Below are 14419 nucleotides of genomic sequence, written 5' to 3' on the forward strand. Positions count from 1 at the left end.
CGGAGGATGCCGCGCAGCCTCGCTCCGGCCCCGGGCGGCGGCGGAGGCGTGCGCCGCCCGTCACGACGGCTGTGGCCACTCTCCAACCATGGGGCGAGGAGCCCCGGCCGGCCGTCCGTGACTGGAGGTGTCTCATGGCCCGCGCATTCGACATCACCACCACCTCACCGTCGCTGCGGCTCGACGGGAACCGGAAGGGCGAGGTGGCGTTCACCGTCACCAACTCGCTCGGCCGCCCCGTCCGGGGCAGGGCCGTCGTGGTGCCCGAGGGAGCCACGCCCCCCGAGTGGCTCTCGCTCGCGGGGGATGCCGAGCGCGACTTCCCGCCCAACGGCACGCACGTCTTCCTGGTGCAGGTGGCCATTCCTCCGTCACGGGGAGCGGGCGAGCACGCCTTCCATCTGCTGGTGGCGGACCAGGCCAACCCCGACGAGCACTTCGCGGACGGGCCCTCGGTGGCGTTCAAGGTCCCCGCGCCGGTGGCGCCTCCGATGAAGCGCTTCCCCTGGTGGATTCCGGTGTCCGCCGGGGCCGTGCTCCTCATCGCCCTGGTGACGGGCCTGCTGCTGCGCCGGGGTGGACAGGAGGAGCCACCCGGCACGGGCGGCTCCGGACCGGTGGTGGAGCAGCCTCCGGCCGACCCGCCTCCGAAGGCCCAGGTGCTGACCTTCAACGGCACCACGTCCTTCGTGGACCTGGGCGAGCCCCTGGCCCTGGAAATCACCGGACCCATCACGATGGAGGCCTGGATTCGCCCGACGAACCCCAACAGCGTCCAGAACATCATCGCCCGGGGCTTCGTCTCGAACCCCGGTGGGGAAATCTTCCTGCGCATCGTGTTCCGGAACTACCAGGTCGGCTCCAGCATGGACGGCAAGCCCTTCGGGATTACGAGCTCGAGCATGCCCGCGCAGGACCTGAACAACTGGGTCCACGTGGCGGGCACCTTCGACGGCTCGCAGTGGAGGCTCTACCGCAATGGCGAGCTGCTGTCCGAGTCCCAGCCGCTCACGGAGGGCGGGGCCTATCCCATCCGCGCGCGCTGGGCCGTTGGCGCCAGGGGCGGCGGCGCCGAGCGGGGCTTCAACGGCAACATCCGCGACGTGCGCATCTGGAGCGTCGCCCGAACGCAGGACCAGATTCGGGAGGGCATGGACAACCCTCCGGAGGAGAACGAGGACGGCCTGCTGGCCTGGTGGCCCATGAATGAAGGGAAGGGCCAGCGCGTCTCGGACCGCAGCGGCAACGAGGCCCATGGCTTCGCCCGCAACACGCAGTGGGGCCCCTCCGACGCACCTCCGGCCCCGGCGGCGGACGCGGGCACGCCCGTGCCCGGCCGCTAGCAGGGCGGGCGGAGGCCGAACCCCACGGCGCACGAGCCACGGGGCGATTAATCACCGAGGTCCGATGTCCCTCCGAACGCGTCTCCAGGGCCGCTTCCAGCTGATGGCGGCGGCACTCGTCACCGTCGTCCAGCTCCCTCCGGTGCTGTGGCTGTGCTGGCTCACCCGGACGCCCCTTCCGGCGCTCGCCGCGCTGGGCGTCTCGTGGCCCTACCTGAAGCAGCTCCAGAGTCCGTGGACGACGACGCCGCGCGCGCCGTCGACCTACGTGGCGCTGGGCTGGTGGTCCGCCTGCCTGGTGTTCGACGTGCTCATGCTCCCCGCCTTGCTGGCCATCCGGGCAGGCACGCCCGCGGACGCGACGTGGGGGCTCGCGGGAGCCGTGGCCCTGCTGCTGGGTGGAGACGCGGTGCTCGGCCGGCCCCGGCTGCGCAGGCGGACGGTGCGCATCGCCGGACTGCCGCCGGAGCTGGACGGCTACCGCATCGGTCAGCTCTCCGACGTGCACTGCGGTCCCCACGTGCCGGAGGAGAAGGTGGCCGGCTGGGTGTCGCGGCTCAACGGGCTCGGCCTGGACCTGGTGACGGTGACGGGCGACCTGATTACCCACGGCTCCTCCCATGTCGAGGCCGTGGCGCGGGCGCTCGGTGGGCTGCGCGCGAAGGACGGCGCCTACGTCAGCATGGGCAACCACGACTACTTCACCGACGGCGAGCAGCTGGTGCGCGAGCTGGAGCGCAATGGCTTGCACGTGCTGCGCAACCGGGGCGTCGTCGTACGGCGGGGCGAGGCGCGCCTCTACGTCGCGGGCGTGGATGACACCTGGACCTCGCGGCATGACCTGTCGCGGGCGCTCGCGGCGAGGCCGGAGGGCTCGCCCACGGTGCTGCTCGCGCACGACCCGGACCTGTTCCCCCAGGCGGTGGAGCGCGGCGTGGAGCTGACGCTCTCCGGCCACACGCACGGCGGGCAGCTCGGAGTGCCGGGGATTCGACGCCTGTCGCTGGCGCGGGTCATCACCGAGTGGACCGCCGGCCTGTACCGGCGGGGACGCTCGTGGCTGTACGTGAACCGGGGGGCCGGCACCACCGGGCCGCCGGTGCGGCTGGGCGCTCCGCCCGAGCTGGCCGTCATCACGCTGCGGCGGGAGTGAGCGCCGCGTCGCGCGTGCATTCCGTGTCCCGCGCCGGGACGGGCCCGCGCGCCGTGTCCCCTCCGCCCCCGCACCGCGCCTTCTCCGGGAGCGCCCCGTGGTGCCCCTTTGGGGAACGCCGCTTCCCTTCGTGAGTGCGGGCCACGCCACCTGGGCCCCGCGCCGCGTCCCCATCCGCGCGTTTCGTTCGGCTCTCGTCATGGCACCCGCACTGCACAGGCGCACGGCGGGGGCTGTGACAGGAGCACGGTGCAATGCGGCGTTGGGGAAGGGGAGCGAGCGTGCGAGGGCAGGTGGGAGTGGTCGCGGCGGCCATGCTGGCACTTCAGGTGGGGTGTGGCCCGGCGGGTGACGAGGTGACGGCGGCGGAAGGGGGGCAGCCCCTCCCGGTCGAAGAGGTCAGCACGAGGGAGCGGCCCACGGAGGAGGTGGCACCTCCGGACGGAGCGTCGAGCACGACGAGCGCCGTGTCCGACTGTGAGGGCACCGTGGAGGAGCTGGTGTCGACGGTGTACCAGGACACCTACGTCACCGAGGAGTCACCCGACACGTCCTTCGCCACGGCGGAGCGCCTGGCGGTGGACGGCAGCCCGAAGCAGCGCGTCTACCTCAACTTCAATCCGAGCCTCGACGGCCGTCCCGTGCTGGGCGCGAAGCTGCGCCTGTGGGCCCGTGACGGTGCGTCTGGCGGCTTCTCTCTCCACTCCGTCGATTACTGGCAGTCCGCGAACTTCATCACCTGGAACAAGCCGCTGCCCGTGGGGCCCGTCCTCCACGGCCCCATGGCGGTGGTGGACGAGGCGTGGAACGAGTTCGACGTGACGTCGGTGATGGACACGGACGAGGGGGAGGACGGCTTCTCCTTCGCCCTGGTCAGCACCAGCGGGGACGGCGCCGTGTTCACCTCGCGCGAGGGGGACGGCGGCACGCGGCCGCCGCAGCTCGTCCTCACGCTGGGCCCCAAGTGCAACTACCACGGTGACGGCCTCGGCGGCCGGCTGACCCAGGCCACGCGGATGGACTTCTCGCAATCCGAGTCGCTCGTGCACGCGAGCGCGGACTGGCGCGACGGCGGGTGGACGACGATGACCCGGGACGACTCCGGCCAGTACGTGCTCCGGCGCTTCGCCCTGGACGGCTCCGTCAAGCTGACGCGCGCCTTCGCCCAGGGCAACGCCAACTTCCGCTTCGCCGTCACCCCGCTCGGCAACCTCATGGTGGCGGCGGACTACTCACAGCTCACCCTGCACGGCCGGCTGCTCCAGTCAGCGCCCGTGGGGAGCCGCAACCTGCTGCTGCTGAAGCTGAAGCCGGACGGAAGCCTGGACTGGTTCATGACCTACGCGCCCACCGGGGGCACGGTGAGCGTGAGCGCGGTGCGCACGGACGCCAACGGCAGCCTGGTGGTGGCCGGTGACTTCCGGGGGCAGCTGACGCTGGGAGGCACGACGTTCGACGCGGGCGCCACCACGCCCCAGCAGATGGCCGGCTTCGTGGCGCGCATCGGCTGGGATGCCCAGCACCTGTGGTCCCACGCGATTCCCACCGGACAGGAGGGCACGCGCGTCCGGGCGCTCGCGGTGAACGGCGACGGCTCCGTGCTCGTGGGCGGCGGGCTCGGCCTGGGAGCCATCCTCGGCGGCACGACGGCGACGGGCGCGCCCACCACGCCGTTCATCGCCCGGTATCTCCCGGACGGCACGCCCTCCTGGACGCGGGTGCTGGACGGCGCGACGGGCGCCGTCGAGTCGGCGGTGGCGACGAACGTGGGCTGGGCGTTCGCCTTCAACCTGCGGGGCGGCTTCCAGTTCGCGGGCAGCCGCATCCAGGTGGACCCGCCCGGCTGGACGTCGGGGCTGGCGCTGGCGTTCATCACCGACTCGGGCGTGGAGGCCTGGGCGAAGCTGCATGGCAGCCCGTGGGCCACCGTCTCCGCGCTGGGGCTGGGGGCCCGGTATGACGGCACGCTCATCCTCGCCGGACGGATGGGCAGCGCCGCCGACCTGGGCGGCGGCTACCTGGGCCAGTACGAGACGCCCTTCCTCGCGCACTACGGGCTGGACGGGGAGCACCGCTGGTCGCGCACCTTCATCGACCCGCGCGTGGGCTGGGACGAGTCGCACCCCCTGAACAAGCCCCACTTCCTGATGCTCAGCACGGGCGAGCCGATGCTGACGAGCATGCTGACGGACCCGCTCACCGTGGACGGGCAGACCTTCGACTACAACCTCGGCCCGTTCCCCCTGGTTATGTTGCGCTTCAACTAATCAGGCGCCGGGGTGGGTTGGGCGGACCCCATGGCTGACAGCGGTCAGCCTGTTGCGCGATGCTCCCTCCGCTAGAGGGGGAGTACCGACACATGAGCCGTTCAAGAAGCCTGGGGTCCGCCCTGGTGCTGCTCGCGTTGTGCGCGTGTAGCAACCCGGAGCGGGAGAAGAAGGAGCAGGAGGCCGCCGCGGCGGAGAAGAAGCTCGCCGAGGCAAAGGCCCACCGGGAGAGCCTGGAGCAGGAGCGCACGAAGCTCACCGGGCAGATTGCCGAGACGCGAGCGCAGGCGGACGCGGCGAACAGCGCGTACCACCGCACCCTGGCCGCGGGCGCGTACCTCGCCGAGGCCGAGGGCAGCGAGCTGAAGCCGGACGACGTCATGCAGGCCAACCTGAAGGCCGCCCGGTCCGGCTTCCTCCTGGAGGAGGCCACGCGCAAGAAGGACTCGAAGGAGCTGCTCGCGCTGGCCACCGGCCTGTTGGATTCAGAGCGGCCCTGCGTGGAGGTGAAGAAGGAAGAGGCGCCGGAGCAGCAGGCGGAGGCCCAGGCCGAGGAGCCGGAGGAGTCCAGCGACTGCGGCCCCTGCGAGGCGAAGCCCTACGAGGACGTCTGCGAGGGCGTCCCCGCGCGGCTGTCCCTGTGGCCGGCGTGGACGTGTGAGTCCGTGGCCAGCACGGCGGACACGCTGCCCGCCGCGGCCTTCTGCACCGCGTCCTTCGAGTACCCCGAGCCCACGTCCGCCGGAAGCTCGACCTACGCCCAGGATGACCTGCCCACCACGCAGGAGGTGGTGCGCATCGTCTACGAGTACCAGGGACACCTGTACGCGAGCGACTTCCCCAGCCCCACGGACGAGCTGTACCACCCGCCCAACACGACGGGGCTCGCGACGTGCGCGGCCGAGACGGAGAAGAACTCCTGCCTCCACCAGTGCGACGTTCAGTTCGACCGCTACGAGGACCCGTGCGCGTGCGACCCGACGCCCGACCATCACGATGACGAGGGCGGCTGCGGCTGCGGGGACGGCGAGGAGGACGAGCCCGACGAGACTCCCGAGGTGCGCGAGGCGCGGCTGGCCGCGGAGGCCGCCGAGGCCGCCGTCGAGGAGGCGAAGCGCGAGGCCGAGCTGGCGGCGAAGGAGCTGGAGTTCCAGCAGTGCCGCGCCGCGTGCGAGCCGGAGCAACCCGAGGAGCCCGCGACGACGGACGAGGACGGCAACCCGCTGCCCCCGACGCCGGCCGCCGTGTCGCGCAGGGCGTGGCTGGAGGCCTCGCCGGCCCCGGGCCACTTCGTGGTGACGGTGCAGACGCGGAAGCTGTCGGACGACGACAAGGAGCTGGAGTCGAGCCTGACCACCTACGTGCTGGAGCACCGGCCGCTGACGGCGCTGTGGCGGGGTGGAAGCGCGGCGGACTCGGCGGACGTGCTGACGCCGCTGCATACGCAGTTCGAGTTCGAGGAGGTGCTGCGCAAGGACGACGCGCTGGTCCTGGACCCGCTGCCCGGGATGAAGGGCCCGATGCTGGTGGGCCTGTCCAACGGAACGGTGCAGGCCGTCCGCTTCTCGCACGAGAAGGGCGACGACGCGGAGCCCGTGCAGGCGTTGGACGAGAACGAGGTGTGCGAGGCGCTGAAGAAGGAGCCCAAGCGCTTCCCGGCCGCGTACCTGGAGGCGTGTGAGCCGGCGGCCCCCGCCGTCGCCGCGCCCGAGGGGAGTGATGCGGGAACCGAAGGCAAGGTGGCCGGGGAGGTGACGCCATGAAGCGGGTCGTCGTGTTGGGACTGGTGGGGCTGATGCTCGCGGGCTGTGGCGAGGACGCGGGGAAGGCGGCGGCGCAGAAGCGGCTCGAGGCGGCGCAGGCGGAGCTGCGCGCCGAGGAGACGAAGGCGCAGGCGCTGACGGCGGAGGTGGAGCGGCTCAAGGGACGACTGAGCGAGGCGGAGACCGCCCGGGCCACCGAGCGCCGCGCGCTGGAGCGGGTGCAGACGTGGCTGACGGCGAGCTGGCGCGGCGAGGCCGGCACGCTGAAGTCGCGGATGCAGGAGGCGGAGGTGCCGGCGGCGCTGCGGGCCTCGCTGGAGGAGGCGCAGAAGGCGCGGGGCGGCGAGGCGCTGGAGCAGCGCTTCCGTCAGGCCGTCGAGCGCAAGGACCTGCCGGTGCTGTCGTCGGTGGTGTCGGAGTGGGCCTCGATGGATGGGGTGACGCCGATGCCGCCGGTGGAGGAGGAAGCCGAGGAGGCCGCGGAGGAGGAGGCGCAGGCGTGCGAGCGCGTGCAGGGTGACTTCCGCTGCACGCCGCTGCCGCTGGGCGGGGCGCAGGACACGGTGACGCAGCTGTGCCGCCTGTCGGGGACGGGCAAGTCGTGGGTGGTGCGCTCGGACCACGGGCGGCTCGCGTACGCGGAGCTGGTGCCAGGAGACCGGCACCGCTACGTGCCGGTGCGGACGGTGGGGTCCGACGTGTGGCTGCTGAAGGACGAGCCGGGCGCGGGCAAGCCGGGCGTGCTGGAGGTGTTCCAGGTGTCGGGGACGCAGGCGGTGCGGCGGCTCTCGCTGGACCTGATGCGCAAGGGCAAGCCGACCACGATGGTGGAGGCGGACCTCGACGACGACGGTCTGAAGGAGACGCTCGTCGTGGGCGCGGACACCGTGGAGGCCGTGCACGTGGAGCGCTCGGCGGGCGCGCTGTCGCAGTGGCGCGAGGCGTACCTGTGCCCCATCGTGGAGCAGCGGTCGGAGAAGGAGCTGGAGCCAGCGAAGGCGGCCTGCTCGGCGTGGATGAAGACCGCCACGTCCTCCGAAGCGACGGCCGCGGGCACGAAGCCGTAGTCGGAGTCGCGTCCGGGTGCGCGGTGCCCGCTATCGGGCCCGCCACCCGGCGCCGGAGAACTGCTCGCGGAGCGCGTCCAAGAAGAGCCGGACGCGCCGGGGCATGAAGCGCCCGTGGGGATGGAGCGCGTAGATGTGCAGCGGCTCGGGCTCGTAGGTGGTGAGCACCGCTTCCAGGCGCCCTCCCCGCAGTTCCTCCGCGACGGCGAACTCCGGCAGGAGCGCGAGTCCCAGCTCCGCGAGCGCGGCGTCGCGCAGCGAGATGCTGCTGTTGACGGAGAGCGCGGCATGGACCTCCGCGGCGATGGGGCCCTCTGGGCCTCGTAGCAGCCACGTGGTGGGCGCCACGGTGTCCGGGTTGATGAGACAGCGGTGCCGCGCGAGGTCGGCGGGCTTGCGAGGCCGCCCCTCTCGCTTCAGGTAGCCCGGGGCCGCGCACACCACGCGGCGGGCCCGCGCGAGCTTCACCGACACGAGCGACGTGTCCGGGGGCCGTGCCGACATGCGCACCGCGACGTCGAAGCCCTCCTCGACGAGGTCCACCATCCTATCGGTCAGCGCCAGCTCCACGCGTACGTCGGGGTGGTTGCGCGCGAAGGTGGTGATGGGCGCGCTCATGTGGAGCAGCCCGAACGAGACGGGCGCGGTGAGACGGAGGCTGCCGCGCACGGCGGCCTCGCGCTCGGCGACCCGGGCGTTGGCCTCCGCCACCTCGTCGAGGATGCGGCCGCAGCGCGCGTGGTACTCGCGGCCCGCCTCGGTGAGCGCGAGCCGGCGCGTGGTGCGGTGCAGGAGCCGCGCGCCCAGCCGCTGCTCCAGCCAGGCCACCTGCTTGCTCGCGCTGGCCACCGAGATGCGCAGCGCGCGGGCGGCGCCGGAGTAGCTGCCTGCCTCCACCACCCGCCGGAACACCGTCATCGCACCGAGCTGGTCCACGTGCCCTCCTGGGAGACTCTTTCCGGATTGGAAAAAGTCCTTCCATGAAGGGCCAGATTATCAACGCATGGGGACGGGGTTACATCCACGGTGTCGAAGCGGAGCCCATCCTGGCTCCGCCGGGAAGAATTCCTGGCGGGTGTTCATCCGCCGAGTCACGGCGCGGGGCAGGCCCCGTGCACGAGAAGAGGAGCACGGTCATGAAGGTCTTCATCACGGGTGCGACGGGTACCATCGGTTTTCACGTGGCGCGGGCTTTCCGGCGGGCGGGGCACGAGGTGGTGGGGCTGGTGCGCACGCCGGCCAAGGCGAAGCTGCTGGAGCAGGAGGAAATCCACCCGGTGCTCGGGACGCTCCAGGCGCCCGCGGAATGGGCGGACGAGGCAGCGCGCGCCAGCGTGCGGGTGCACGCGGCGGTGGACTACGCGGCGGACGCGGCGGAGCTGGACGGCAAGGTGCTGGACGTCTTCCTGAGGCAGGGGGCGGCGGGGGCGCAGAAGCCGACGGTGCTCTACACGAGCGGCATCTGGGTGCAGGGAGACACGGGCGGCGTGGCGGTGGACGAGGCGACGCCGCTGCGGCCGCACGCGAAGGTGGCCTGGCGGCCCGCGGTGGAGCAGCGGGTGCTGACGGCGGAGAGCGTGCGCGGCGTCGTGCTGCGTCCGGGCGTGGTGTACGGGCGCTCGGGCAGCCTCACCGGTATGTGGTTCCAGGGCGCGGTGGAAGGGGAGCTGCGCGTCTTCGGCGACGGCGCGAACCACTGGGTGACGGTGCACGTGGAGGACCTGGCGGACGCGTACGTGCGCGCGGCGGAGCGGAACGTGTCGGGGGAAACCTTCCTCCTCGGCGATGGCTCGCGTGAGCGCGTGCGCGACATGGTGGACGCGGTGGTACGGGCCGCCGGTGGCAAGGCGCGCGTCACCTTCGTGCCGCCGTCACAGGCGCCCGAGGGCATGCGCCAGCTCGCGGAGTGCCTCGCGCTGGACCAGGTGGCGGACGCCTCGAAGGCGCGCAGGCTGCTGGGCTGGGAGCCCCTGCACACGGGCTTCAGCGCCGAGGCGTCCACGTATCTGGCTGCCTGGAAGGCGTTGCTGTAGCGGGCCGGTACGCGGTGCCGGCTGCGGAATGGAAGTTCCATTCCACCTGGGCTCCCTGAGCGCGGGGGCTACCGTGACTGGCTGAGCCGGAATGCCGCGCACAGCAGCCACCCCGCGGGCCTGTCGGAGAGGACGATGAGCTTCTGCAGCGTCTTCTGCAGTTCCTCGGGCAGGTGGAGCTCGCAGAAGACTCGCGGGTCGTTCCCCGCGGTGGCCACCTGCCGGGAGAGGGCATCGGGGTCCTGCTCGATGCGCTCCCTCAGCAGCGGGAGCATGTTCTCGAAGGCCTGGCGGATGGTCTCGCTGAACGACATGCCCTGCTGAGTCGCCAGGGCGGTCGCCGCGTTGATGACGGACTGCGGAAGTGCCACGCGCAGGTTTGCCTTCTCCGCCGGGGCGGGCGGACGCGGCATGGGCGCCAGCGCCGCGAAGTATTGCCGCAGGCGCTCCTCGGAGAGGGGTTGGTCCAGGGGAATGTCGAGGCCGTGGCTGTCCGAGCAGAGGTCGAAGAGGGCTTCACGGCTCACCCCGTACTCGGAGGCCAGCCGCGTCAGGGGCGGATTGTCGCGCGAGTCCTCCGACTCATCGGAGTCCTCATCCCCTGATTCGTCGGAGTCGTCGTCCCCGAGGCCGCGGGTCCACATCTCGGTCTGGTGCCCGCCTTCGAAAAGCTCGACGAACTCGTATTCCGTCCGGGAGTCGAAACCGAAGGCGGCGACGACACAGTCGAGTCTGGAGGAGAGCCCTGATGGGAAGGCGGGGTGGTCCTGGGCGAAATCGAAGGAGTCGAGGCGGTCCTTCGCGTCGACGGGCTGTGCCAGCTCGACGAACATGAACGGAGAGCCCTCCCGGGCCTCCACGACCAGCTTCCATCCCTTGGGGTCGGCGGGCTCCGCGTCCCACTCCTCTTCCAGGAACTGGAGGGCTTCCTGGTAGATGTCGCGCACCGCGTCAGCTCCAGAAGCCTCGACGTAGAAGCCACCCAGGAATGTCGCCATGCTGACTCCTCTGTCCGCACCGCGGGGCGAGCGTCGGACGGTGAGGCTGGGGAGTTCAATAGGGATTTGCAGTTGAGTGCCAGGATGCACCTGCATCCTCTAGGTGTTTGCGCCTCCCAGCAGCTCCGCCAACCGCTCCTCCAGGAAGCGTCGCTCCGGGGCCGTCTTCACCAGGGCGAGCGCGCGGCGGTAGCTGGCCACGGCTTCCTTCACCCGTCCCATGCGCCGCAGCAGCTCGGCGCGAGCGGCGGGCAGCAGGTGGTAGTCGGTGAGGCGCCCAGAGGTCTCCAGGTCATCCACCAGCGCCAGTCCGTGCTCGGGCCCCCGGGCCATGGCCACCGCCGCCGCGCGGTTGAGCTCCACGACGGGGCCCGGTGACAGCTCGCACAGCCGCTCGTAGAGCACGGCAATCTGCGCCCAGTCCGTGTCCTCCGGGCGGGCCGCCTGTGCGTGCAGTGCCGCGATGGCGGCCTGCAGCGTGTACGGCCCCCGCCCGCCCAGCGCGAGCGCCGCGTCCAGCTCGGCGAGCCCCTCGCGAATCGCCTCGCGGTCCCACAGCGCGCGGTCCTGCCTGTCCAACAGCACCAGCCCACCATCCGCCGCCACCCGCGCGCGGCGGCGCGAGTGGTGCAGCAACATCAGCGCGAGCAGGGACGCCACCTCCGCATGCCGAGGCAACAACGAGCGCGCGAGCCGGCCCAGCCGCAGCGCCTCCGCGCACAGTTCGACCCGCAGCAACTCCGGGCCGTCCGTCGCCGCGTAGCCCTCGGAGAAGACGAGGTACACGGTGTGCAGCACCCCGCGCGTGCGCTCGCCCAGCGCGTCCGGCTCCGGCACGATGTACGGAATGCCCGCGTCCCGAATCTTCCGCTGCGCGCGCACCAGCCGCTGCGCCATCGTCGCCGGGGGCACGAGGAAGGCGTGCGCCACCTCCTCCGTGGTGAGGCCGCACAGCGTGCGCAGCGCGAGCGCCACCTGCGCCTCGGGCGCGAGCGCCGGGTGGCAGCAGGTGAAGAGCAGGCGCAGCGTGTCGTCGGGAAAGCCCTCCCACTCCGAGCCATCCGGCGGTGGCGCCAGCTCCTGCTCGATGCGCGCCACCACCTCCAGCGCGTCCACGCGGGCGCCCAGGCGCACCCCGCGCCGCACCCGGTCCACCGCCTTGTTGCGCGCGGCGCGGATGAGCCATGCCCGAGGCTCGCGAGGCGCACCCTCGCGAGGCCACTGGACGAGCGCGTCCGCGAAGGCCTCCTGCACCACCTCCTCGGCGGCGCCGAAGTCCCCGCCGAGCACACGGATGACGGTGGCCACGATGCGGCCATGGTCCTCGCGGTAGGTCCGCTCCAGCAGGGAGGCCGGGGTGCTCACGCGGGTGCGTGTCTAGCCCTGATCCGACATGACTTCCATGACGGGGCGCACCTCGACGCAGCCGGTGCGGGCGGTGGGAATGCGCGAGGCGATGGCGATGGCCTGGTCGATGTTCTCCGCCTCGATGAGATAGAAGCCGCCGAGCTGCTCCTTCGTCTCGGCGAAGGGGCCGTCCGTCGTCAGACGCTTGCCGTCGCGGATGCGCACCGTGGTGGCCGTGGCCACGGGCTGGAGCGCCTCGCCGCCCAGGTAGTTGCCGCTCTTCCGGATGCCATCGGTGAAGGTGAAGTACTCGCCCATCACCTGGTCGGCCTCTTCCTTCGACAGCGCCTCCCACAGCTTCTCGTTCTCGTAGATGGTCAGCACGTAGCGCATGGTGTTCCTCGGGGATTCGGGGGGAGTAGAGCCTCCCCGAAGAGTGGTCGTCCGGGGCTCGCGGAAATCGACAGGCATTTTTCGCGACATTTTCCCGGGCCACCACACTCGCCGCGGCGCCCCCGGCTCATGGGGATGTCGGATAGTCCCTGACCCGCTCCCGGTCTCCGCGAGGGTGGCAGTGCCCGTTACCGGACGGTCACCGGGCGGCGGAACGGGGACTCGCCGGTCGGTGCCCCGGGCACGCGTCGGGGGCTGCCGAGCGTCGACGCCCCTCCGGGCCTCGGGGGCAGTGGGGACGCTCGCGGCTTGAGTGCGCTGTTGCTCCCTGGTATCCGCAGTGCCCCTCACCCCGCCGGAGGCAGGAAAGCCGCGATGGCCCAGAATTTCATCTTCACGATGCAGGACCTGCGCAAGGTCAAGAATGGCAAGGAGATCCTCAAGGGCATCTACCTGTCGTTCTTCCCGGGCGCGAAGATTGGTGTCATCGGCCCCAACGGCTCCGGTAAGTCGACGCTGCTGCGCATCATGGCCGGCGTGGACACGGAGTTCTTCGGCGTGGCCAAGCCGGACCCGGGCGCCAAGGTGGGCTACCTGGCGCAGGAGCCCCAGCTCGACCCCACGCTCGACGTGAAGGGCAACGTGGAGCTGGGCCTCAAGGAGGTCCGCGCCACGCTGGACCGCTTCAACGAGATCAGCGCGAAGTTCGCCGAGCCCATGGACGACACCGCCATGGAGAAGCTGCTCGCCGAGCAGGCCCGGCTCCAGGACGCCATCGACGCGGTGAACGGCTGGGAGCTGGACCGCACCCTGGAGATGGCCATGGACGCGCTGCGCCTGCCTCCGGGCGACGCGGACGTGACGACGCTGTCCGGCGGTGAGAAGCGCCGCGTGGCGCTGTGCCGCATCCTGCTGGAGAAGCCGGACCTGCTGCTCCTCGACGAGCCCACCAACCACCTGGACGCGGAGAGCGTCGCGTGGCTGGAGCAGGCGCTGAAGGAGTACAAGGGCACCATCGTCTGCATCACCCACGACCGCTACTTCCTCGACAACGCGGCGGAGTGGATCCTGGAGCTGGACCGCGGCGAGGGCGTGCCCTGGAAGGGCAACTACTCCAGCTGGCTGGAGCAGAAGCAGAACCGGCTGGCGCTGGAGGAGAAGGCGGAGAGCCACCGGCAGAAGACGCTCAAGCGCGAGCTGGAATGGGTGCGCCAGTCGCCCAAGGCGCGTCAGGCCAAGAGCAAGGCGCGTATCGCCGCGTACGAGGAGCTGCTCAACCAGTCGCAGGAGAAGCGCGACCCCACGGGCGAAATCATCATCCCCCCGGCCCCCCGGCTGGGCGGCCTGGTGGTGGAGGCGAAGGGGCTGCGCAAGGCATACGGCGACCGGCTGCTCATCGACGACCTCAACTTCAAGCTGCCGCCCGGTGGCATCGTCGGCGTGATTGGACCCAACGGCGCCGGCAAGACGACGCTGTTCCGGATGATGACCGGCGTCGAGAAGCCGGACGCGGGCGAGCTGCGCGTCGGCGAGACGGTGAAGCTGGCCTACGTGGACCAGAGCCGCGACGCGCTCAATGGTGAGAACTCGGTGTTCCAGGAGGTCAGCGGCGGGCTGGACCACCTGGACCTGGGCAAGGGCGGCCAGATTCCGAGCCGCGCGTACCTGGCGGGCTTCGCCTTCAAGGGCCAGGACCAGCAGAAGCGCGTGAAGGACCTGTCCGGCGGCGAGCGCAACCGCGTGCACCTGGCGAAGATGCTCAAGAGCGGCGGCAACCTGCTGCTGCTCGACGAGCCCACGAACGACCTGGACGTGGAGACGCTGCGGAGCCTGGAGGACGCGCTGCTGGGCTTCGCGGGCTGCGCGGTGGTCATCAGCCACGACCGCTGGTTCCTGGACCGCATCGCCACGCACATCCTGGCCTTCGAGGGCGACAGCAAGGTGTTCTTCTTCGAGGGCAACTTCCAGGACTACGAGGCCGACAAGAAGAAGCGGCTCGGCCCCGAGGCCCTGGAGCCGCACCGCATCCGCTACCGCCCCATCAGCAAGAGCTGA

At 71.4% G+C, this 14419-nt stretch carries 11 protein-coding genes; 7 read left to right on the forward strand and 4 right to left on the reverse strand.

Going from position 1 to position 14419, the window contains the following annotated elements; all coding sequences use genetic code 11:
* Window positions 1-134: 134 nt before the first annotated feature.
* The 5 genes from HG543_RS12230 to HG543_RS12250 all read left to right on the forward strand — a co-directional run bounded on the left by HG543_RS12230 (window position 135) and on the right by HG543_RS12250 (window position 7593).
* Window positions 135-1343: a LamG domain-containing protein gene (locus tag HG543_RS12230; RefSeq protein WP_169344903.1), complete on the forward strand. Its 1209-nt coding sequence runs from the start codon at window positions 135-137 to the stop codon at window positions 1341-1343.
* 64 nt (window positions 1344-1407) lie between these two features.
* Complete coding sequence (locus tag HG543_RS12235; protein WP_169344904.1) at window positions 1408-2496, forward strand: metallophosphoesterase; 1089 nt, start codon at window positions 1408-1410, stop codon at window positions 2494-2496.
* A 314-nt stretch (window positions 2497-2810) separates the two neighbouring features.
* Window positions 2811-4763 (forward strand): CBM96 family carbohydrate-binding protein, encoded by a 1953-nt coding sequence (locus HG543_RS12240; RefSeq protein ID WP_169344905.1) that lies wholly within the window; start codon window positions 2811-2813, stop codon window positions 4761-4763.
* A gap of 92 nt (window positions 4764-4855) precedes the next feature.
* Entirely contained in the window at window positions 4856-6526 is a 1671-nt protein-coding gene (locus HG543_RS12245) for a hypothetical protein (protein ID WP_169344906.1), read from the forward strand.
* Window positions 6523-7593 (forward strand): hypothetical protein, encoded by a 1071-nt coding sequence (locus tag HG543_RS12250; protein WP_169344907.1) that lies wholly within the window; start codon window positions 6523-6525, stop codon window positions 7591-7593. The genes HG543_RS12245 and HG543_RS12250 overlap by 4 nt, the downstream gene beginning before the upstream one ends.
* Window positions 7594-7623: 30 nt before the next feature.
* On the opposite strand, the gene HG543_RS12255 is transcribed toward HG543_RS12250, so the two are convergent.
* On the reverse strand, window positions 7624-8529 hold the full coding sequence (locus HG543_RS12255) for a LysR substrate-binding domain-containing protein (RefSeq protein ID WP_169344908.1): 906 nt from the start codon (window positions 8527-8529) through the stop codon (window positions 7624-7626).
* 200 nt (window positions 8530-8729) lie between these two features.
* Between HG543_RS12255 and HG543_RS12260 the strand changes: the two genes are divergently transcribed.
* Window positions 8730-9626 (forward strand): NAD-dependent epimerase/dehydratase family protein, encoded by an 897-nt coding sequence (locus tag HG543_RS12260; protein WP_169344909.1) that lies wholly within the window; start codon window positions 8730-8732, stop codon window positions 9624-9626.
* Between the two features lie 68 nt (window positions 9627-9694).
* Here the strand turns inward: HG543_RS12260 and HG543_RS12265 are convergent, their stop codons facing one another.
* The 3 genes from HG543_RS12265 to HG543_RS12275 all read right to left on the reverse strand — a co-directional run bounded on the left by HG543_RS12265 (window position 9695) and on the right by HG543_RS12275 (window position 12364).
* Entirely contained in the window at window positions 9695-10624 is a 930-nt protein-coding gene (locus tag HG543_RS12265) for a hypothetical protein (protein ID WP_169344910.1), read from the reverse strand.
* Window positions 10625-10723: 99 nt separating this feature from the next.
* The gene (locus tag HG543_RS12270; protein ID WP_169344911.1) at window positions 10724-11989 is read right to left on the reverse strand and encodes a DUF6596 domain-containing protein; all 1266 of its coding nucleotides are present in this window, start codon (window positions 11987-11989) and stop codon (window positions 10724-10726) included.
* Between the two features lie 12 nt (window positions 11990-12001).
* Window positions 12002-12364: a YciI family protein gene (locus HG543_RS12275; protein WP_169344912.1), complete on the reverse strand. Its 363-nt coding sequence runs from the start codon at window positions 12362-12364 to the stop codon at window positions 12002-12004.
* Window positions 12365-12739: 375 nt separating this feature from the next.
* Between HG543_RS12275 and ettA the strand changes: the two genes are divergently transcribed.
* Entirely contained in the window at window positions 12740-14419 is a 1680-nt protein-coding gene (gene ettA / locus HG543_RS12280) for an energy-dependent translational throttle protein EttA (RefSeq protein ID WP_169344913.1), read from the forward strand.

The organism is Pyxidicoccus fallax, from assembly GCF_012933655.1.
In the GTDB taxonomy this organism is placed as follows: domain Bacteria; phylum Myxococcota; class Myxococcia; order Myxococcales; family Myxococcaceae; genus Myxococcus; species Myxococcus fallax.